The 19959-nt window shown below is 69.2% G+C and carries 18 protein-coding genes and 1 tRNA gene; 9 read left to right on the forward strand and 10 right to left on the reverse strand.

Annotation, left to right across the window (positions count from 1 at the left end):
• Positions 1-38: 38 nt before the first annotated feature.
• The 7 genes from AC5Y2S_RS22720 to mfd form a co-directional block, all read right to left on the reverse strand.
• Positions 39-983, reverse strand: a complete 945-nt coding sequence (locus AC5Y2S_RS22720; RefSeq protein WP_499958558.1) for a Ppx/GppA phosphatase family protein — start codon at positions 981-983, stop codon at positions 39-41.
• Positions 977-1465, reverse strand: coding sequence for a DUF501 domain-containing protein (locus tag AC5Y2S_RS22725; protein WP_499958560.1), 489 nt, complete (start codon positions 1463-1465; stop codon positions 977-979). Before AC5Y2S_RS22725 ends, AC5Y2S_RS22720 begins: the two co-directional genes overlap by 7 nt.
• Positions 1458-2075 (reverse strand): FtsB family cell division protein, encoded by a 618-nt coding sequence (locus AC5Y2S_RS22730; RefSeq protein ID WP_499958561.1) that lies wholly within the window; start codon positions 2073-2075, stop codon positions 1458-1460. The genes AC5Y2S_RS22725 and AC5Y2S_RS22730 overlap by 8 nt, the downstream gene beginning before the upstream one ends.
• 11 nt (positions 2076-2086) lie before the next feature.
• The gene (gene eno, locus AC5Y2S_RS22735; RefSeq protein WP_499958563.1) at positions 2087-3376 is read right to left on the reverse strand and encodes a phosphopyruvate hydratase; all 1290 of its coding nucleotides are present in this window, start codon (positions 3374-3376) and stop codon (positions 2087-2089) included.
• 45 nt (positions 3377-3421) lie between these two features.
• On the reverse strand, positions 3422-4159 hold the full coding sequence (locus tag AC5Y2S_RS22740) for a lytic transglycosylase domain-containing protein (protein ID WP_499958710.1): 738 nt from the start codon (positions 4157-4159) through the stop codon (positions 3422-3424).
• Between the two features lie 138 nt (positions 4160-4297).
• Entirely contained in the window at positions 4298-5323 is a 1026-nt protein-coding gene (locus tag AC5Y2S_RS22745) for a nucleoside triphosphate pyrophosphohydrolase (RefSeq protein WP_499958564.1), read from the reverse strand.
• Complete coding sequence (mfd, locus tag AC5Y2S_RS22750; protein ID WP_499958565.1) at positions 5320-8970, reverse strand: transcription-repair coupling factor; 3651 nt, start codon at positions 8968-8970, stop codon at positions 5320-5322. The genes AC5Y2S_RS22745 and mfd overlap by 4 nt, the downstream gene beginning before the upstream one ends.
• Before the next feature lie 107 nt (positions 8971-9077).
• Here mfd and lysA point away from each other — a divergent pair, with 107 nt between their 5' ends.
• Positions 9078-10418: a diaminopimelate decarboxylase gene (lysA, locus tag AC5Y2S_RS22755; RefSeq protein ID WP_499958566.1), complete on the forward strand. Its 1341-nt coding sequence runs from the start codon at positions 9078-9080 to the stop codon at positions 10416-10418.
• Between the two features lie 4 nt (positions 10419-10422).
• On the opposite strand, the gene AC5Y2S_RS22760 is transcribed toward lysA, so the two are convergent.
• Entirely contained in the window at positions 10423-11583 is a 1161-nt protein-coding gene (locus AC5Y2S_RS22760) for a hypothetical protein (protein ID WP_499958567.1), read from the reverse strand.
• Entirely contained in the window at positions 11580-12833 is a 1254-nt protein-coding gene (locus AC5Y2S_RS22765; RefSeq protein WP_499958568.1) for a sulfotransferase family protein, read from the reverse strand. Before AC5Y2S_RS22765 ends, AC5Y2S_RS22760 begins: the two co-directional genes overlap by 4 nt.
• 100 nt (positions 12834-12933) lie before the next feature.
• Here AC5Y2S_RS22765 and AC5Y2S_RS22770 point away from each other — a divergent pair, with 100 nt between their 5' ends.
• From AC5Y2S_RS22770 to AC5Y2S_RS22780, 3 genes are read left to right on the forward strand one after another with little or no spacing between them, the layout of a single operon-like run.
• Positions 12934-13539 carry a TetR/AcrR family transcriptional regulator gene (locus tag AC5Y2S_RS22770; RefSeq protein ID WP_499958569.1) on the forward strand — a complete coding sequence of 202 codons (606 nt, stop codon included), beginning with the start codon at positions 12934-12936 and terminating at the stop codon, positions 13537-13539.
• Positions 13540-13565: 26 nt separating this feature from the next.
• Positions 13566-14612 carry a TIGR03617 family F420-dependent LLM class oxidoreductase gene (locus AC5Y2S_RS22775; RefSeq protein WP_499958711.1) on the forward strand — a complete coding sequence of 349 codons (1047 nt, stop codon included), beginning with the start codon at positions 13566-13568 and terminating at the stop codon, positions 14610-14612.
• Between the two features lie 2 nt (positions 14613-14614).
• Positions 14615-15508, forward strand: coding sequence for an SDR family NAD(P)-dependent oxidoreductase (locus AC5Y2S_RS22780; protein ID WP_499958570.1), 894 nt, complete (start codon positions 14615-14617; stop codon positions 15506-15508).
• Between the two features lie 3 nt (positions 15509-15511).
• On the opposite strand, the gene AC5Y2S_RS22785 is transcribed toward AC5Y2S_RS22780, so the two are convergent.
• A complete protein-coding gene (locus AC5Y2S_RS22785; protein ID WP_499883424.1) occupies positions 15512-16105 on the reverse strand; it encodes a TetR/AcrR family transcriptional regulator in 594 nt (197 codons plus the stop codon).
• Between the two features lie 125 nt (positions 16106-16230).
• On the opposite strand from AC5Y2S_RS22785, the gene AC5Y2S_RS22790 reads away from it, so the two are divergent.
• The 5 genes from AC5Y2S_RS22790 to AC5Y2S_RS22810 all read left to right on the forward strand — a co-directional run bounded on the left by AC5Y2S_RS22790 (position 16231) and on the right by AC5Y2S_RS22810 (position 19955).
• A tRNA-Gln gene (locus tag AC5Y2S_RS22790) sits at positions 16231-16302 on the forward strand.
• Between the two features lie 98 nt (positions 16303-16400).
• Positions 16401-17876 (forward strand): bifunctional UDP-N-acetylglucosamine diphosphorylase/glucosamine-1-phosphate N-acetyltransferase GlmU, encoded by a 1476-nt coding sequence (gene glmU / locus AC5Y2S_RS22795; protein ID WP_499958571.1) that lies wholly within the window; start codon positions 16401-16403, stop codon positions 17874-17876.
• Between the two features lie 97 nt (positions 17877-17973).
• Positions 17974-18954: a ribose-phosphate diphosphokinase gene (locus AC5Y2S_RS22800; RefSeq protein WP_499903362.1), complete on the forward strand. Its 981-nt coding sequence runs from the start codon at positions 17974-17976 to the stop codon at positions 18952-18954.
• Positions 18955-19305 carry an arsenate reductase (glutaredoxin) gene (arsC, locus tag AC5Y2S_RS22805; protein ID WP_499958572.1) on the forward strand — a complete coding sequence of 117 codons (351 nt, stop codon included), beginning with the start codon at positions 18955-18957 and terminating at the stop codon, positions 19303-19305. It begins immediately after the preceding gene.
• 38 nt (positions 19306-19343) lie between these two features.
• Positions 19344-19955 carry an LpqN/LpqT family lipoprotein gene (locus tag AC5Y2S_RS22810; RefSeq protein WP_499903904.1) on the forward strand — a complete coding sequence of 204 codons (612 nt, stop codon included), beginning with the start codon at positions 19344-19346 and terminating at the stop codon, positions 19953-19955.
• Positions 19956-19959: the final 4 nt, after the last annotated feature.

Genomic DNA, 19959 nt, shown 5'->3' on the forward strand with positions numbered 1-19959 from the left:
CCCTGGCCGCGGGCAGGGGTCAGTGTGACAGATGTGACTCAGCCGGCGATGGACAGCACGATGCCGTCCAGGATGTCGTGTTCGCTGACGATCAGCTCGTCGATGCCGGCGCGGGCGCGCAGCTCGCGCGCCAGTTCCTCCACCACGATCGCGCCGCCGGCGATCACATCGGCCCGACCCTCGTGCATCGGCGGCAGCGCGGCGCGCTGGGATCGCGTCATCCCGATCAGCCGCTCGCACACCGCCAGCAGGTCAGCGCCGGGCACGCGCGAAAGATGAATGGCCGCAGAGTCATACGCCGTCATGTTGTGCGCCAGCGCGGACAGCGTCGTCATCGTGCCGGCCAGCCCCACCCAGGTCCGCGCCCCTTCGACGTCCACCACGCCCAGCGCGGCGTCCAGCCGCTCCCGCACCACGGCCCGGGCGGCCGCCACCTCGTCGGGCGTGGGCGGGTCGGAGTGCAGGCAACGCTCGGTCAGCCGGACGCACCCGATGTCGGCGGAATAGCTGGCCACCACGCGCTCACCGCCAACCACGATCTCGGTGGAGCCACCACCCAGATCGACGACGACGAAAGGCCCAGCAGCGCTGTCTAATTCGCCGACAGCCCCGTGGAAGGAAAGCGACGCCTCCTCGGCGCCGCTGATCACCTCCGCCACCGCGCCTGGCAGCACCGCGCCCAGCACGTCGGCCGTCATCGCAAAGAACACATCGCGATTGGCGACGTCGCGCGCCGCCGACGTGGCCACCATCCGCACCCGCTCGACGCCGTGCATCTTCAGCAGCGACGCGTAATCGGCCAGCGCGGCGCGGGTTCGCGCGATCGCCTCGGGCGCAAACTCGCCCGTCGCGTCGACGCCCTGCCCCAGGCGCACGATTCGCGTCTCGCGATGCACGTCGTGCAGCCGACCGTCGCTCACGTCGGCGATCAGCAAACGAATCGAGTTGGTGCCGCAGTCGATTCCGGCGAGCCTGCTCACCACCGGCCCGCCACCAACACGCTCGCCATCGCCGGGTCGCCGGCCAGAACCGACAACGCCTCGTCCCCAAGCGGATTCACGCCGGGGCCCTTGGCCAGCGAGTGCGCGATCAGCACGTGCAGGCACTTGACCCGATCCGGCATCCCGCCGCCGGAAAACGTTGTCCCCAGCGGTTCGATCGCGTCACGTTCGGCCAGATACGACTCGTGGGCTCGCCGGTACGCGGCCGCCAGCTCGGGATCCCGCCCCAACCGCTCGGTCATCTCGCGCATCAGTCCCGTCGTCTCCAGCCTGCTCGCCGCCGCGGTCAGGGCGGGATGGGTGAGGTAGTACAACGTCGGGAAGGGCGTGCCGTCAGGAAGTTTCGGCGCCGTCTTCACCACGCCGGGTTCGCCGTTGGGACATCGGTAGGCGATCTCGAGCACCCCGCGCGGCTCGCGGCCGAGCTGACGCGCCACCGCTTCCAGATCGGCACGATCAACCACCGGGCGCCGTGGGGTTGGGAGCTTCCGGGGGTGCCGGCGGCAGGTGGGGCGCGTCGGCGATGGTGTGCCACAAGGAGGTGTACCACGGATTGTTGTTTGCCGGTTTCGCCGCGTCGGACCCGGGCTGTGGGGACACCGCCGCCGTGGGTGGCAGCTGAACCTGGAACGGAATGTCGCCGGGCATCACGAATCCGAGGCGCTCGCGGGCCTGCGCCGCAATATATGCCGGGTCGCCGAGCTTGACCTTCTTCTGCTCGAGGTCGGCGATCTGGCGGCGCAGCGCGGCCTGGCTGGCGGCCAACTGGTTCATCTCGGTGCGTTGCGCGAAGTAGGTGCGCACCGGGCCGGCGATGGTCAGGGTCAGCACGCAGATCACCGCGGCCAGCACCGCCGCCCGGCGCGCGGTGAACCCGAGCCGCTGATCGGAGCGCTGTTCGACCGACTCGGCGACCTGCCGCTTGATGGGCTCGACGACACGCTCCTGCATCGACCGGGCCGGGTGGTTCGCGGTCTGTGACGGCTTGGCCGATCGACGGCGCCGAACCGAATCGCCGGCCTTCCCCGGGCGCGATGCCGGGGAACGGCGCTTCGGATCGGGCTTGGGCGTCAACCTATTTCAACCTACTTCTGCTCCAGCGCGAACCGCGGGAACGCCAGATCGCCGGCGAAGCGTGCCGCGTCGCCGAGGGCTTCCTCGATCCGCAACAGTTGATTGTATTTGGCCACGCGCTCGCTGCGGGCTGGCGCGCCGGTCTTGATCTGGCCGCTGCCGACGGCCACCGCCAGGTCGGCGATCGTGGTGTCCTCCGTCTCGCCGCTGCGGTGGCTCATCATCGTGCGATACCCGCTGTGGTGGGCCAGCGCGACGGCGTCGAGCGTCTCGGTGAGCGTGCCGATCTGATTCACCTTGACCAGCAACGCGTTTGCCACGCCCTTTTCGATGCCCTCTTCCAGGCGCTCGGGGTTGGTGACGAAGATGTCGTCGCCGACGATCTGCACGCGGTCCCCGATCGACGCGGTCAGGGCCGCCCAACCATCCCAATCGTCTTCGGACAGTGGGTCTTCGATGGACACCAGCGGATACGAGCCAAGCAGGCCGGCGTAGAACTCGGCCATCTGCTCGGCGGTGCGGGCGCTGCCCTCGAAGGTGTAGCCGGTGCCGTCGGCGTAGAACTCGGTGGCCGCCGCGTCGAGGGCCAGCGCCACGTCGGTCCCGAGCTTGAAACCGGCCGATTCGATGGCGCGACCGATCAGGTCCAGCGCCGCGGTGGTGCCGGCGACGTCGGGGGCGAATCCGCCCTCGTCGCCCAGCCCGGTGGACAGGCCCTCCTTCTTCAGCACCGACTTGAGCGAGTGGTAGACCTCGGCGCCCCAGCGCAACGCCTCCGCGAAGCTGGGCGCGCCGATCGGCGCGACCATAAACTCCTGAATGTCGACGCCGGTGTCGGCATGGGCGCCGCCGTTGAGGATATTCATCATCGGCACGGGCAGGATGTGCGCGTTCGGACCGCCGATGTAGCGGAACAGCGGCAAGTCGGCGGAATCGGCGGCCGCTTTGGCGACCGCCAGCGAGACGCCCAGGATCGCGTTGCCGCCCAGCCGCGACTTGTCGGGGGTGCCGTCGAGGTCCACCAGGGCCTGGTCCACCAGCCGCTGGTCGTCGGCGGCCAGGCCGATCACGGCCGGACCGATCTCGTCGAGGACGGCCTGCACCGCCTTCCGCACGCCCTTGCCGCCGTAACGCTCACCGCCGTCACGCAACTCGACGGCCTCGTGCTCGCCGGTCGAAGCGCCGGACGGCACCGCCGCGCGGGCAAACGTCCCGTCCATCAGAGCTATCTCGACCTCGACCGTCGGGTTACCGCGGGAATCGAGGATCTCGCGGGCCCCGACCTGCTCGATAATCGGCACTGGGTTTCTCCTTGTCGTAGCTGGCGCCGTCAGCGATACATCCTGCTACAGCGGGTGATGCGCCGCATAGGCGGTCGCCCAGTCCCGAACCGCCCGCGCGTAGACACCGGAGTTGTTGTAGGCCCGCAGCGCGGTGATCCAGCCCCGCGGCGTGGCGAGATCTTTGCCACGCCAACACAGATAACCCGCCGCCGCCAGGGCCGCGTCGTCGATGTTGTCGGGGCTGACGCGGCCGTCGTTGTGGGCGTCGACCCCGTACAGCCGCCACGTCTCCGGGATGAACTGCATCGGCCCCATCGCGCGCACCACCCCGGCATCCCCTTTCGAGCCCTCCGCGCCGTCCTCGGTGTCGACGATGCGCAACGTGCCCCCACTGCCATCCAGGCGAACACCCCGAATGGGCGGACTGACGTCACCGTTCGGCGACAGCGTCGCGCCGCGGTAGGTGCCGTGGTGGCTTTCGACCTGCCCGATGCCCGCCAGCGTGGTCCATGCGATGTGGCACTTGGGGTTCTCGACCTCGGCGACGCGCGCGGCGTAGGCGTAGGCCTCCAGCGCGACGACCGGAATCTCCAACGCCGCCGAGCGTTGCTCGGCCCACTGGCGCAACTGATCCGCGGGCCGGCCGCTGAGGTGGGTGTCCACCGGCGGCACCGGATCCCCGGCCGGCGGCGGCACCCCTTCCGGGATGAACAGGCTCAACTGCCAGGTACAGCTGGAGGCGAGGATCATGGCGGTCGCGCCGATCACGGCGACCGCACGCAACCAGCGCCTCGGCGACACCATGCCCCTCGTTAGCTCCCCTGGAATTTCCCTACTCGAACTCGACCACGACCATCGTCCCACGCGTTTCGGCCGGGCCCGGTCGATTCCCGCCCCGAGCCCACCGGTGCGGCGGGCGTTTCGCCTGATCGAGCGGCTTTATTTCCGCCCTTTACGCCGCTTGGAGCCCCCACCGGACGCCTTGGACACGGCCTCGGAGCCGACCGCTTCCTCCGCGGCCGTCTCAGCGGAAGGCCAGTGCGCGCGCCACTCCTCCTCGGTGACTTCGCCCAGCGGCGCCACATCCAGCTCGACCGGGACGCTGTCGCCACGGCGGCCGGCCGCGATCGACCTCTCCACGCCGCGCACGGTGTCCACGAACTCCAAAACGGCCGCGCGAAGCGCGCCTTCGGCGTCGATGTCGGCCGACACGGAGACCGACGTGATCTCGGCCGGGATCAGGTCGGCGGGCAGCCCCGCCTTCTCGGCGCGTTGAATCACCTTCTGCGCCAACGCCAGTGCCGGCTGACCGGTGTGAACGTCGTCCATCACCGAATTGCGCGACTTCTCCGCGGCCTTGCGCTCCTCCCACTGCGCTAATTGTTCTTCGAGCGAAATCGACTGTCCGGCAAGCACTCCGGGCACCCGATTGCCCAGCTTGCGCATCAGTGTGGTGGCGACGTCGTCGATGGTGAAGGGAAGCTGCGGCGCGTCCTCGGCGATGCGGGCGTGGAAGAGAACCTGCAGCAACACGTCGCCGAGTTCCTCGCGCAGCAGGTCGGCGTTACCGCTGCGCACGGCGTCCAGCAGCTCGTAGGTCTCCTCGAGCAGGAACCTGCGCAACGAGTCGTGAGTTTGCTCGCTTTCCCACGGCCCGGCGGTGCGCAGCTTGTCCATCATCGCGACGGCGTCGACCAGTCGCTCGCCGCGCGGCGTGTCCGGCGCCGAGATCAGCCGGGCCCCCGCGGCCAACCGGGCGGTGACGGCGGGATGGTCCGGATCGGACGACAGCAGCACCGGCGCCGGCGCGTCGGGGTCCCCGGAGTGCACGGGCCGCGCCGCGGCCAGCGACCAGGGCACCGCGACCGGCATCTCCTCGGTGTACTGCACCTCGCCGGCGAGGTGCTCGATGGCCTCGACCGGCACCAGCGACGGGCGGCGGGGGTCGAACAAGACGACGATCATCTCGCTTGTCGCTCCTCCCCAGCCGGTAACGCACCCGTTATACCAATCTCTACTTGTGGTTTCCCCTCGAGCGCGGTCACCAGGTTGGCCACCATCCGCAGCAACTCGACGTCGCGCAGGCGCGGCGCGCCGACCCCACCCTCCCGCGGAATGGGTACCTGGACCGTGGACGTGGTGGCGCGGTAGTGGGCCGCCGGATACATCCGCTTGAGCCGTACCTGGGCCGAATCCAGCAGCGTCACCGGCGAGAGCCGCACCGTCGCCGCCGACGGGGCCGACACCTCGGTGATGCCGGCGGCGCGGCACAGCAGCCGCAACCGCGCCACGGCCACCAGCCGCTCGGCGGGCTCGGGCAGCGCCCCGTAGCGGTCGACCAGCTCCTCGACGACGGCGGCGACGGCGGCATCGTCAGAGGCCGCGGCCAGGCGCCGGTAGCCCTCCAGCCGCAGCCGGTCGCTGGCGATGTAATCCGGCGGCAGATGCGCGTCCACCGGCAGGTCGATCCGGACGTCCTTGGCCTCCTCGGGCGTGGTGACCGTTTCGCCGTCGGCGGCGGCGCGGTAGGCCTCGACGGCCTCGCCCACCAGGCGCACGTACAGGTCGAACCCCACCCCGGCGACGTGCCCGGACTGCTCGACGCCCAGGACGTTGCCGGCGCCGCGGATCTCCAGGTCCTTCAGCGCGACCGCCATGCCGGCGCCCAGCTCGTTGTTCTGCGCGATGGTCGCCAGCCGGTCGTAGGCCGTCTCGGTCAGCGGCGCATGCGGCGGATACAGGAAATAGGCGTAACCGCGCTCACGGCTGCGGCCGACCCGCCCGCGCAGCTGGTGCAGCTGGGACAGCCCGAAGGTGTCGGCCCGCTCGACGATGAGCGTGTTGGCGTTGGAGATGTCCAGCCCGGTTTCCACGATCGTGGTGCACACCAGGATGTCGTATTCGCGGTTCCAGAAGCCCTGCACGGTGCGTTCCAGCCGCTCCTCGGGCATCTGGCCGTGCGCGACGACGACGCGCGCCTCGGGCACCAGCTCACGCACCCGGGCCGCGGCCCGGTCGATCGAGCTCACCCGGTTGTGCACGTAGAACGCCTGGCCGTCGCGCAGCAGCTCGCGCCGTAGCGCCGCGGCGACCTGCTTGTCGTCCTGCGGGCCGACGTAGGTCAGCACCGGGTAGCGCTCCTCGGGCGGGGTCAAGATCGTCGACATCTCGCGGATCCCGGCCAGGCTCATCTCCAGCGTCCGCGGGATCGGGGTGGCGCTCATGGTCAGCACGTCGACGTGGGTGCGCAGCGACTTGATGTGCTCCTTGTGCTCGACGCCGAACCGCTGCTCCTCGTCGACGACGACCAGGCCCAGGTCCTTCCAGCGCACCCCGGTCTGCAGCAGCCGGTGCGTGCCGATCACTATGTCGACCGTCCCGTCGGCCAGGCCCTCGACCACGGCGCGGGACTCGGCGGCGTCGGTGAACCGGGACAGCCCCTTGACGGTCACCGGGAAGTCGGCCATCCGGTCGGTGAACGTCTGCAGGTGCTGGTCGGCGAGCAGCGTGGTGGGGACCAGCACGGCGACCTGCTTGCCGTCCTGGACCGCCTTGAACGCCGCGCGCACCGCGATCTCGGTCTTGCCGTAGCCGACGTCCCCGCAGATCACCCGGTCCATCGGCACCGGCTTCTCCATGTCGGCCTTGACCTCGGTGATCGCGGTGAGCTGGTCGACCGTCTCGGTGAAGCCGAACGCGTCCTCCATCTCGGCCTGCCACGGGGTGTCCGGCCCGAATGCGTGCCCGGCGCTGGCCTGTCGTTTGGCGTAGAGCGCCACCAGTTCGCCGGCGATCTCGCGCACCGCGCGGCGGGCCTTGGTCTTGGTGTTGGCCCAGTCGCTGCCGCCGAGGCGGCTCAGCGCGGGCGCCTGCCCGCCGACGTACCGCGAGAGCTGGTCCAGCGAGTCCATCGGGACGTACAGCTTGTCGGAACCCCCGCCGCGCTTGGCCGAGGCGTACTCGAGCACCAGGTATTCGCGCCGCGCGCCGCCGACGGTCCGCTCGACCATCTCCACGAACCGCCCGATGCCGTGCTGGTCGTGCACGACCAGGTCGCCGGCGGTGAGCGCCAGCGGGTCGACGGTGTTGCGCCGCTTGGCCGCCAGCCGCTTGCCCTCGACGGTGGTGGCCCGGTTGCCCGTCAGGTCCGTCTCGGTGATCACGACGAGGTTGGCGCCGGGGATCACGACACCGTCGTGCAGCGGGCCCTTGAGGACGCCCACCACCCCCGCCTTGGGGGCGGCGCCCGGCTCCAGCATCGCGGCGGGGGTGTCGGACTCGGCGAGCCGCTCCACCACCCGGTGGGCGGTCCCGGTGCCGGGCGCGACGACCGCGGCGTGCCCGCCGGTGCTGACGTGGGCGCGCAGCATCGCGAAGATGCCGTCGATGTCGTGCTGGTGCCCGCGGGCCGACGGCGCCGCCCGGACATCCAGTTCCACGGCCGACTCGTCGGAGAGCTGGCTCAGCGTCCACCAGGGATGACCCGACCGCGCCGCCGCGGCGCGCACGTCGTCCAGTTCGGCGAACCCCGACCCGCCGAACTGCTCGAGGTCGACGGGCGCGTCGGTGCCCAGCGCCGCCACCGACCACGACGCCTCCAAGAACTCGCTGCCCGTCTTGATCAGGTCGGCGGCCCGGGTGCGCACCTTCTCCGGGTCGCACAGCAGCACGGGCGTGCCGTCGGCCAGCTGGTCGGTAAGCAGCACGTGCTCGCCGGGACGCAGCACCGGCAGCAGCGCCTCCATGCCGTCGACCGCGATGCCCTCGCCCAGCTTCGCCAGCATGTCGGTGACGCTGCCGGTGATGGCGGGCTCGGCCCCGGAGTGCCGGGCGGCGAGCGCGGCGGCCCGCTCCCGCACGCCGTCGGTGAGCAGCAGCTCGCGGCACGCCACCGCGATGACCGTGTCGACCTCGATCTCGGGGATGGACCGCTGGTCGGCGACGGCGAACATCCGCATCTCGCTGACCTCGTCGCCCCAGAACTCGACGCGCACCGGGTGTTCGGCGGTCGGGGGGAAGACGTCGAGGATCCCACCGCGCACCGCGAACTCGCCGCGCCGGCCGACCATGTCCACCCGGGTGTAGGCCAGCTCGACCAGCCGGGCGATCACGTCCTCGAAGGCGATTTCCCGTCCGACACTCAGCGTGACCGGCTCCACCTCGCCCAGCCGCGGCGTCATCGGCTGCAACACCGAGCGCGCCGCCGTCACCACCACCTGCAGGGGCGGGCCCAGCCGCTCGTCTTCGGGGTGGGACAGCCGCCGCAGCACCATCATCCGGGCGCCGACGGTGTCGACGCCGGGCGAGAGCCGCTCGTGCGGCAGCGTTTCCCACGACGGGAACACGGCCACCGCGTCGCCGAGCACGCCCCGCAATTCGGCGGTCAGGTCGTCGGCCTCGCGCCCGGTCGCGGTGACCACGAGCACGGGCCCCAGCCGCGCCAGCGCGGTGGCGACGAACAACCGGGCGCTGGCGGGTCCGACCAGGTGCAACTCGGCGGGCCGGGCGGCCGCGGTGTCGATCAACTGCTGGAACGTCGGCGCCGTAAGCGCCAGGTCCACGAGCCCCGCGATCGGGGTTTCTGGGCGAGCAGCAGGCCCCGGTCCGGTCATGATGAATCCATTCTAAGGGCGCCGAACGACGTCAAAATCGAGCCAGGCGGCGTCAAGGGATCGTAAGAACAGCGGCACCGGCCACCGGCCGGGCGCACGTTGAAGTCATGACATTGCTCGACATCCTGCCGTCCCTTGGAAAGGCGGCCCCCCGGCGGTTCGATTCTGCGATCTGGCCCGTCACGACGCACTCCGACGAGGAGGGCCGGCTGTGCGTCGGCGGCGTGCTCCTGGCCGACATCGCCGACGAGTTCGGCACCCCGACCTACGTGATCGACGAGGCCGACTTCCGCCTGCGGGCCCGCCGCTACCGCAAGGCACTCCACGACGTGAGGGTCGTCTACGCGGGCAAGTCGCTGCTGACCACCGCGGTGGCGCGGTGGGCGCGCGAGGAGGGCCTCGGTGTCGACGTGTGCTCGGCCGGCGAGCTGGCCACCGCCCTGGCCGGCGGCGTGGACCCGGCAAGGATCGTCATGCACGGCAACGCGAAATCGCCGGCCGAACTGCGCGAGGCGGTGCGCGTCGGCGTGGGGCGCATCGTGGTCGATTCGTGCATCGAGATCGCCTACCTCGCCGGCCTGGCGCGGCGGCGCCAGCCGGTGCTCATCCGGGTGACCCCCGACATCGACATCCACGGACACCGCGCCGTCACGACCGGCGTCAGCGACCAGAAGTTCGGCTTCACCCTCGCGGGCGACCAGGCCTCGGACGCCGCGAAGCGGGTGCTGGCGCATCCCATCCTCGACCTGGTCGGGCTGCACTGCCACATCGGGTCGCAAGTCAGCGACCCGGCGCTCTACGGCGAGGCGATTCGCCGGCTGATCGCGGCCATGGCCGACATCCGCGCCCAGCACGGTGTCGTGCTCACCGAGCTGAACATCGGCGGCGGCCACGCCATCCCCTACATTCCCGGCGACCGCGAGCTCGACCTCGACGAGTTGGCTTGCGTCATCGAGGATGCGCTGGACGAGGCCTGCGCCGCCGAGCACTTCCCGCGGCCGAGGATCGTGGTGGAGCCCGGTCGCGCCATCAGCGGCCGGGCCGGCGTGACCCTGTACCGGGTGTGCTCGGTGAAGACGCAACCGGGCGGGCGCACCTTCGTCGCCGTCGACGGCGGCATGAGCGACAACCCACGGGTGGCGCTGTACGGCGCGCAATACACCGTCACGCTGGCGAACCGGCACCCGCTGAGCGCCAGGCTGCGCGTCACGGTCGCGGGACGGCACTGCGAGGCGGGCGACGAGATCGCCCGGGACATCGAGCTGCCGGCGGACCTGCATCCCGGCGACCTGCTGGCCGTCGCCTGCACGGGCGCCTACCACCACAGCATGGCGTCGAACTACAACCTGGTCGGCCGGCCACCGCTGGTGGCGGTCAACGACGGGCGGGCCCGCGCCCTCGTGCGCCGCGAGACGGTCGCCGATCTCGTTTCGCGCGACTGCGGTTAAGCAGTCACGGCGTGTCCCGCTCGGCGAAGTGGCGTTGCCGCGCCAACAACGCCGCGGCCCGCTGGTCGGCGGTGATCCGCTGCGACGGGTCGAAGTAGTCGTCGACGCGGTCGATGTCGATCACCGTGGCGGTCGGCGTGGCGGGCTGCTCGGCCGCGGTGGCGCGCCAGGTGACGACCCCGCTGCGATAGCCGCGCGCGTCGAGCCAGTTGTGCACGCCGAGGTCCTCGGTGGACAACAGCACCCGCACCCGGTCGCCGTCGGTGTGCGATTGGCCGAGGTTCAGGCTCGTCTGCCGGGTGGCGATGTCGATCATCTCGCTCCACCGGTTGGTCAGGCAGATTCCGACATAAGGGCTGCCGCTGGGGATTTGGTACTCGATCACCAAGGCCTGGCCGTCGTCCAGTTCCCAGGAGATGGGGACGAACCACGCACCGGCCATGGCCGACGGCGGCTGCATCGGCGGGATGACGAAGTTCTTCGGGAGAGCCCCGAAGACGCGCGCGGGAATGTCCTTGACCCACATGGTGAACAGGTCGCGCGACGCGACCAGGTGTTCGTCGAACGCGGCGAGCGCCTGCGCCGGCGACGGTGGGTGCGCGGGCGTTTGGGGATTGAGGCATTCGATGCGGATGGTGCCCTTGGATTGGCCTTGCCAGTCGCCATAGGTTTGGTAGCAGCAGAACGACTCGGCTCCCGGAGGAAGCTCAAACCAGTTGGTATCGCCCGTTTTCCGGCGGCTGAAGTGGATCTCGAAGGATTTGTCCGGCGCGATGTCCAGGTCCTCGGATTGCGTCTTGACCGCCTGGGCCTGGTCGTCCTTGCCGGCGTAGACGCCGAAGGTGGTCTGCGCGACCGAGCCCAATTTGCCGTAGACCCGGTAGTCGTGCCCATCGTCGATTCGCGCCGACAGGTACAGGGTGTCGGGGTTGGAGTGGCCCCAATTCCACGGCGCGTACTGGGCGTTGATCAGCGCGGGGCGGGCCGGGTCGCTGCGCAGTTGCAGCCCCATGTACTGGATGTGGCCGATCAGGTGGCCGAGAAGCGAACTGGCAGAGCCGTCGTCGAGGCCGCCTTGGGCCAGCGCGACGCCGAGCAGGTCGTCGTGAAGTTCGCCGAACCGTCGCCACGCCGCGCGCAGCGCGTCACTTGACTGGTCGGTCATCGCTTGTCCTCGATCCCGTAGAAGTCGCGGTAGTACTGCAGTTCCGGCCAGAGCGCCGCGATGTCGAGCCCGTAATCCTCGGCCCGATAGATGTTGGGTTTGCGGGTCGCCATGCCGCGCTGCTCCATGAACCTGCTCATCTTGCGATGAACCTCGGCGGTGAGTTCGATGCCGAAGTGGTCGTAGATCTCGGCGACGCAGGCCATCGGGTCGCGGACCATCCGCTCCATCGGGAAGTCGATGAATTGCGCTGAACGGTCCGCGAATTGGCGCCTCAGTTCGACGTTGCGGGCCAGCATCCCCCCGGTACGCCAAGTCATGTAGCGGCCGTGATCGTGCCAGTCGACGCCGTCGGTCACCATCGCGAAGACGGTGCCGGACAGCTTGCAGCTGGAGGCGATGACCTCGGTGGGCTCGCGGTAGGTGGTGACGAAGCGCGCGTCGGGGAAGACGGCGAGGATCTTGTCGATGTTGGCCATGTGCGGTGGGGTCTTGAGCAGCCAGCTCTCCTTCGGGCGCAGCCCCCCGCTCTGCATGTACTGCAGCAGCAGCTTCTCCTCCTCGTAGACCCAGGTGCGGTCCTGATCGGCCAACCACCGGTCGTAGCCCTGACAGTTGAACATGACCAGGAACGTCTCGCTGTGGAAGGCGTAGGCGTGCAGCAGCGCGCATTCTTGGGCCTCCCACGCGCCGAGCGGGTGCGCGGCGTCGAGATCGGGGGCCAGCGACAGGGTCCGTCGAATCTGCTTCTCGCTGCGCGCGATTCGCGGGTCGGTGCGCATCGTGGCGGGATCCAGCGGCGGGTGCAGCTCGTCGCACTCCCAGGTGAGGGGGAAGCGAAACCGGTCATCCTGACTGAGCAGGTGGTGGGTGATCGTGGTGCCGGTGCGGGGCGCGCCGACCAGGAACACCGGCTTGGCGATTACCTCGTCCCGGATCGACGGATTCCGGCGGATGTGGTCCATGACCAGTAGCCGCTGGCGCAACAGGTTGGTGATGTGCGTCGCGGCCAGTATCCGGCCGAACCCGTTGAGCTTGTCCTCGGTGTTGATCGACTCGATGAGCCGGTCCAGGCCCGCTTCGAAGCGGGGATCGCCGAAGTCGGTCAGGCCGCCCGCGCGCCGGCTGGCCCGGTCCATGAGCGCGTACTTGCGCAGCGGCACGGGAGGGGCGCCGAGGCGGCGGGCCGCGCGGTAGGCGCCGTTGAGAACGCGGAACGGCAGCGGTCTGGGTGGTTCATCGATGGCCATGACGGGCGTTCCTCGCCGTTGAGGGGATAAGAATCGATGCCTCCCGGTGTTCAAGCGGACCGTTGTGCTCGATCCCACAAAACATTACGATCTGAACGTAATGAAATCAACACCTTTCGAGCGCGACAATCGCGAGTCCAAGTCGCAGGGGCGCCCCCGCGATGCGCGCATCGACGATGCGGTCCTGCAAGCCACCAACGAACTGCTGGAAGAGATCGGCTATGCCCGGCTGAGCATTCCGTTGGTGGCAGCGCGGGCCGGCGCGACGCCGCCGGCGGTGTACCGCCGCTTCCCCACCAAGATCGAACTCGTCTTCGCCGCGGTGTTTCCCCCCACGCCGCGCACGGAGTTGCCGTTGACCGGCGATCTGCGGACGGTCGTGCGCAGCCTGCTCGAGGGATCGATCCACCTGTTCAGCCGGCCGGCGGTGCACAGCGCGGTGTCGGGCCTGACGGCCGAACTGCCCTCCGAGCCGGGCTTGTCGGCGCGGCTGCTGGACCGGCTGCAGGGCGGCACCTACGAGCGCCTGCAGGGCTATCTCGATCACGCCGCCGCCAACGGAGTGGCGGTCGACGGCATCGACGCGCGTCTGCTGATGGACATGATCGGCGGCACGGTGATGATGTCGATGGCCACCGAACGCACGCTCGACGACACCTGGCTCGAGCACAACACCGCGCTGATCGTGCGGGGGCTGACCCGATGACCGCCGGCGGCGGGGCCGCGCCGCCGATGGAGGTAGTCGCCTCCGCACCGGCCCAGCTGGGCCTGGCCGAAATCGGCCCGTGGGCCGCGCGCATGGAGCGCATCGGCTTCGAGGTCGTCCACGTGTCCGAGACAATCCATGATGTATTCACAATCGCCGCAATGGCATTGGCGCACACCACGCGGCTGACCGTGCGGACGAGCATGGCACTCGCGTTTCCGCGTAGCCCGATGATCACCGCCTACGCGGCCTGGGACCTCGCCCGGTACTCCGACGGGCGTTTCCAGCTCGGCCTGGCCTCCCAGGTGCGCGGGAACATCGTCGGACGATTCTCGGTCCCGTGGTCGCAGCCGGCGCTGCGCATGCGGGAGTACATCGAATCGGTACTGGCGATATTCCACTCCTTCCGGACCGGTGAGCCCCTCGACTACAGCGGGCGGTTCTACCGATTCGACCGCCTGCAGCCGTACTTCAACCCCGGCCCGATTCCGTGCCCGCCCCCGCAGATCTGGACCGGAGGGGTCAACAAGAAGATGTGCATGCTGGCCGGTGAACTCTCCGACGGCTTCGTCTGCCATCCGACCAACTCGCACCCGTCGATCCTCGCGACGCAGACGCTGCCCGCCCTCGCCGAAGGCGCCGAAAAGGGTCGCCGCAGCCGAACTCCGCTCGCGGTGGTGGCCAATCCGCAACCCTTGATGGCCGCCACCGGCGACGAGCTGGCGCGGCTGCGCGAACACCGCCGGTCGGAGCTGGCCTTCCTCTACAGCACCCCCGCCTACCGCCGGCAACTCGAATTCTTCGGTTTCGAGGACATCGGCGAGGCGCTCAGCGGCATGGCGCGCCGGAACGAATGGACCGACCTGCCCGAGCACCTGACCGATGAGGTGATGGATCGGGTTGTGCCGCAAGGCACCTACGACGAAATTCCCGCGGTGCTCGAGCGTTGGTACTCCGGCGTGTGCACCGGCCTGAGCCTGCCGGTCACCGACGTGCCGGACGAAGTGCTGGCCATGCTCATCGATCGCCTCAAGACCATTCCCACCCTCAGGGAACAACCACCAGGAAGGTAGCAATGAACGCAGCACAATCTGCTCTGGCGCTGAAATCCATTGTGGCCCAGCAATGGCGGTCCCACAGTCCGCTGGCCCGGCGCCCACCGAAGGACTTCGCCGGACAGTACGGGCCGTGGGCGCTGGTGTCCGGCGCCAGTGAGGGCATCGGCGGCGCCTGGGCGGATTACGCTGCATCCCAAGGCTTGTCGGTCGCGATCGTCGCGCGCGATCCCGACAAGCTCGAGAAGAAACGCCAGGAATTGGTGTCACGGTTCGGCGTGGAGGTGCTCGCCATCTCCCAGGAACTCGGGGCGCCGGATGCCGTGGAGAACATCGTCGCGGCCGTCGGCGATCGCGAAATCGGACTGCTGGTGTCCAACGCCGCGCTGGCCACGGTCGGGGGATTCTGGGCCGATAACCTGGAGTTCGAGCGGAAGCGGATAAACATCAACTGCTGCAGCCCGTTTGGGCTGACCTACCACTACGGGGCGCTGATGAAGGCGCGCCGTCACGGCGGCATCGTCCTCATGAGCAGCGGCACGGGCCTGATCGGCAGCCCGTACTACACGCACTACGGCGCGACGAGGGCTTACAACATCATTCTCGCCGAAGGGCTCTGGTACGAACTGAAACCCGACAACGTGCACGTGTTGGCGTGCATGGCCGGGCTGACGAGTTCACCGGGGGCCGCCGAGGCGCTCGAGGTCGCGCGGGCCAGGGGCAGCCTGATCAATACGCCTGAAGAAAACGTCGAAGAGGCGGTCTTGTATCTCGGCAAGCGGCCCAGCATGCAAGTGGGGGCGCCGAACCGGCGGATGATGTTCGTCGTGACCCGCCTGCTGCCGCGGTCGATGGGCATACGAGAAATCGGCAAGCACGCCCTGAACAACTTCCTCGACGGGGTGCGGCCCTAGCTCCTACTCGTCCTGCAGCCGCGGGTCGGCTTCCAGGTGGGTCAGGCCGTTCCACATCAGGTTGACCAGGTGCGCGGCGACCACTTCTTTCTTGGGCTCGCGGGTGTCGAGCCACCATTGCGCCGTCATGGACACCGAGCCCACCAGCGCCTGGGCGTACAGCGGCGCCAAATCCGCGTCCAGCCCCCGGCGGGCGAAGTCGCCGGCCAGGATCGAGCTGACCTGGCTGACCGCGTCGTTGAGCAGGCTGGAGTAGGTGCCCGAGCTGATCGCGGCGGGCGAGTCGCGGATCATGATCCGGAAGCCGTCGGTGCGCTCCTCGACGTAGGTGAGCAACGCCAGGGCCACCCGTTCCACCCGGACCCGGGACCGGTTGTTGGTCAGCGACGAGGTGATCATGTCCAGCAGCGCCGACATCTCCCGGTCGACGACGACCGCGTACAGCCCCTCCTTGCCGCCGAAGTGTTCGTAGACGACGGGCTTGGACACGTTGGCGCGCAGGGCGATCTCCTCGATCGAGGTGCCCTCGTAACCGCGCTCGGCGAACAGCGAGCGGGCGATGCCGATGAGTTGTTGCCGGCGATCGCTACCGGTCATACGAGCGCGCGGGGCCCGGGCTTCCTTGTCCGGCTCCTTGTCGAGAACGGCCACGTCAGTCAGCCTATCCGTTACGCTCGCCGCGACCAGGCCGCTTACCGTCTAGAGTCACCGTGGGTATTCCATCCGTCGTGGTGTAATCGGCAGCACATCAGATTTTGGTTCTGAGAGTTCAGGTTCGAGTCCTGGCGACGGAGCAGCGTGGCCCTTTGCGGCGAGCGTGCATGAAATGACACGCTTGACGGCGTGTCGGTGTACCAACACGCACGCTCGCGCGAGGGGTTGAGGAGAGTTCATGTCGTTTCGTGGTGACACCGCGGTCCTGGTCCTCGCGGCCGGACCGGGCACCCGGATGCGGTCCGACACCCCGAAGGTGCTGCACACGATCGCCGGCCGCAGCATGCTGTCGCATTCCCTGCACGCGATCGCCAAGGTCGCGCCCCAGCACCTGGTCGTGGTCCTCGGCCACGACCACCAGCGCGTCGCGCCGCTGGTCGGCGAGCTTGCCGAGACGCTGGGACGCTCGATCGACGTGGCGCTGCAGGACCGCCCCCTGGGCACCGGCCACGCCGTCCTGTGCGGTCTGTCCGCCCTGCCCGACGACTACTCCGGCGTCGTCGTCGTCACCTCCGGCGACACCCCGCTGCTGGATTCCGACACCCTGGCCGGCCTGATCGCCACCCACACCGCGGACTCGGCCGCGGTCACCGTGCTGACCACCACGCTGAGCGATCCGGTCGGCTACGGCCGCATCCTGCGCACCCAGGACAACGAGGTGATGGCGATCGTCGAGCACACCGACGCGACGCCCTCCCAACGCGAGATCCGCGAGGTCAACACCGGCGTCTACGCCTTCGACGTCGCGGCGCTGCGCTCCGCGCTGACCCGGCTGAGCTCGAACAACGCCCAGCAGGAGCTCTACCTGACCGACGTCGTCGCCATCCTGCGCGGCGACGGCCGGGCCGTGCGCGCCCAGCACGTCGCCGACAGCGCGCTGGTGGCCGGCGTCAACAACCGCGTCCAGCTGGCCGAGCTGGGCGCCGAGCTGAACCGCCGGATCGTCGCCACCCATCAGCTGGCCGGCGTGACCGTCGTCGATCCGTCGACCACCTGGATCGACGTCGACGTGACGATCGGCCGCGACACCGTCGTGCACCCCGGCACCCAGCTGCTGGGCCGCACCCGGGTGGGCGGTCGCTGCGTCGTCGGCCCCGACACCACCCTGACCGACGTGACCGTCGGAGACGGCGCGTCGGTGGTGCGCACCCACGGCACGTCCTCGGCGATCGGCGATGGCGCCACCGTCGGCCCGTTCACCTACCTGCGACCCGGCACCGTGCTGGGCGCCGACGCCAAGCTCGGCGCGTTCGTCGAGGCCAAGAACTCCGTCATCGGGACGGGCACCAAGGTTCCGCATTTGACCTATGTCGGCGACGCCGACATCGGCGAACACAGCAACATCGGCGCGTCCAGCGTGTTCGTCAACTACGACGGCGAAACCAAGCGGCGCACCACCGTCGGCTCGCACGTGCGCACCGGCTCGGACACCATGTTCGTGGCCCCGGTGACCATCGGCGACGGGGCCTACACCGGCGCCGGCACAGTGGTGCGCGACGACGTCCCACCCGGGGCGCTGGCGGTGTCGGCGGGGCCGCAACGCAACATCGAGGGTTGGGTCCGGCGCAAGCGGCCGGGCAGCGCGGCGGCAGAGGCCGCGGAAAAGGCCGCGAAGGCCGCCGGAGAAAACGACGAGAATTCAGGGCCCGAATAGACACCGTGAGTTTGGTCCCTGGCAACCCGGCCGCATTTCCGTACGATTCGCTACGTACGATGGGGCTTCCATTTCGATCCCGAGGCAGGGCAGTGCGTTGAGCCACGACTGGACCGATAATCGAAAAAATCTGATGCTTTTCTCGGGCCGCGCGCATCCCGAGCTGGCCGAACAGGTCGCCAAGGAGCTCGACGTCCACGTCACCGCTCAGACGGCCCGCGAATTCGCCAACGGCGAGATATTCGTTCGGTTCCAGGAGTCGGTGCGCGGCTGCGACGCCTTCGTGCTGCAGTCCAACCCGGCGCCCGTCAACAACTGGCTGATGGAACAGCTGATCATGATCGACGCCCTCAAACGGGGCAGCGCCAAGCGGATCACCGCGGTCATGCCGTTCTACCCGTACGCGCGGCAGGACAAGAAGCACCGCGGCCGCGAGCCGATCTCGGCGCGCCTGGTCGCCGACCTGCTCAAGACCGCCGGCGCCGACCGGATCGTGACCGTCGACCTGCACACCGACCAGATCCAGGGCTTCTTCGACGGGCCGGTCGACCACATGCGCGGACAGAACCTGCTGACCGGCTACATCAAGGACAACTACCCGGACGGCAACATGGTGGTCGTCTCCCCCGACTCCGGCCGGGTCCGCATCGCCGAGAAATGGGCCGACGCGCTGGGCGGGGTTCCGCTGGCCTTCATCCACAAGACCCGCGACCCGCGGGTGCCCAACCAGGTCGTGTCCAACCGCGTCGTCGGCGAAGTGGAGGGCCGCACCTGCGTCCTGATCGACGACATGATCGACACCGGCGGCACCATCGCCGGCGCGGTGAACCTATTGCGCGAAGACGGCGCCAGCGACGTGGTGATCGCGGCGACCCACGGCGTGCTCTCCGACCCGGCCGCCGAGCGGCTCGCGGCGTGCGGCGCGCGGGAGGTCATCGTCACCAACACGCTCCCGATCGGCGAGGAGAAGCGTTTCCCGCAGCTCACGGTCCTGTCCATTGCGCCGCTGTTGGCCAGCACCATCCGCGCCGTCTTCGAAAACGGCTCCGTCACGGGACTTTTCGACGGAGACGCCTAGATGGCTTGGCGCGAGACCGTCATCTACCACAACCCGAAGTGCAGCACCTCTCGCAAGACCCTGGACCTTTTGCGGGACAACGGGATTGACCCCACCGTGGTGCAGTACCTGAAGACGCCGCCGTCGCGTGCGGAGCTGGCGCGCATGATCCGCGACGCCGCCATCGACGTGCGCACCGCGGTGCGCAAGCGCGAACCGCTGTATGCCGAACTCGATCTCGCCGACGCGACCGACGACGAGTTGCTCGACGCCATGGCCGAACACCCGATCCTGATCGAACGGCCTTTCGTCGTCACGCCGAAGGGCACCCGGCTGGCGCGGCCGATCGACGCCGTGCGCGAGATTCTGTGAGGTTACGGAAGGTCGCGGTCGTGCTGGTCGCGCTGAGCATGCCGGTTGCGGCGTGCTCGCCGCCGAAAGCCCCTGACTACCAGTCGATCCTGACGAAGAGTTCGACGAGCAGCGCCACCCCCACGCCGACGGAGAAGCCCGTCCCGTTGTCGCAGTACCTGCAGAACATCGGCGTCACCGGCCAACAGGTGGCGCCGGGCGAGCTGCCCGACCTGAACGTGTCGATCCCGACACCGCCCGGTTGGTCGCTATTCAGCAACCCGAACATCGCCAAGGAGACCGTGATGATCTCGCACGGCGGCAAGTACCCGACCGCGCGGCTGGTGGTCTTCAAATTGCACGGGGACTTCGACCCGGCGCAAGTCGTCAAGCACGGCAACGACGACGCCCAGCTGTTCGAGAATTTCAAGCAGCTGGACGCCTCCTCGGACAACTACAACGGCTTTCCTTCGTCGATGATCCAGGGCAGCTACGACCTCGACGGCCAGCGGCTGCACAGTTGGAACCGGATCGTCATCCCCACCGGGTCGCCGCCGGCGAACCAGCGCTACCTGGTCCAGCTGACCATCACCAGCCTGGCCAACCAGGCGGCCGCCGAGGCAACCGGCATCGAGGCGATCATCCACGGGTTCGTCGTCGCCGCGAAGTAATTCG

Source organism: Mycobacterium sp. NGS69 (assembly GCF_059812165.1).